We start from the raw sequence: 617 nt of genomic DNA, 5'->3' as shown, positions 1-617 counted from the left end.
AAAATAGAGTTTGAATGACCAAAACAGGAAGGAATATCTCGCCACGGACAGCCTGTTCTAATTCTATAGAGAATAGCTTCAATAAAATTGCGTAAATTTGAGTTGTGGTGAATGGATAAATTACGCAAAATAGTTTTCAACTTTTGCCAGTGTTGATGTGTCAGCATGGTACGAGGCATAGCGAATAGTAAAATTGGGTTTGGCGATTTGATTTTACTACTTCGCTATTTTTTTAAGCTAAAAGTGTCAACACACCCTAGACATCCATCACATCTCTTGAGAAAAAACGAAGAACATGCAGTGCTGAATTTAAACAGCAGATCGTTCAGGCTTGTAAAGCACCGGACGTTTCAATTGCTTCAGTCGCTTTGCAACATGGATTGAATACAAATCCCCTATCCAACTGGATTCGCTTAATTGATGGTAAGCTAGAGAAATGATCGCTCACCACTACCGAATAAACCTGCATTTATTGCTTTATCTTGCTCTGCACCATTAGATCCTACTCCTACTGACATGTTAACGGTTCAAATTACTTTACCCCACTCAAAAGCAGAAATTGGCTTGAAATGGCAAGTATCAGAAATATCTGCTTTAGCAGAATTACTCAAGGCACT

The 617-nt window shown here is 38.4% G+C and carries 2 protein-coding genes; one reads left to right on the top strand and one right to left on the bottom strand.

The window, feature by feature from the left end; genetic code table 11:
* Positions 1–179, bottom strand: a 179-nt coding sequence (locus AC1P5O_RS16780; protein ID WP_499006434.1) for a transposase, incomplete at its 3' end; no start/stop codon positions are given.
* A gap of 87 nt (positions 180–266) precedes the next feature.
* On the opposite strand from AC1P5O_RS16780, the gene AC1P5O_RS16775 reads away from it, so the two are divergent.
* On the top strand, positions 267–440 hold the full coding sequence (locus tag AC1P5O_RS16775; protein ID WP_080591877.1) for a transposase: 174 nt from the start codon (positions 267–269) through the stop codon (positions 438–440).
* Positions 441–617: the final 177 nt, after the last annotated feature.

The organism is Prolinoborus fasciculus, assembly GCF_056724605.1.
Note: the sequence above shows the minus strand (reverse complement) of the source record. Positions and strands in the feature narration are given on the sequence as shown.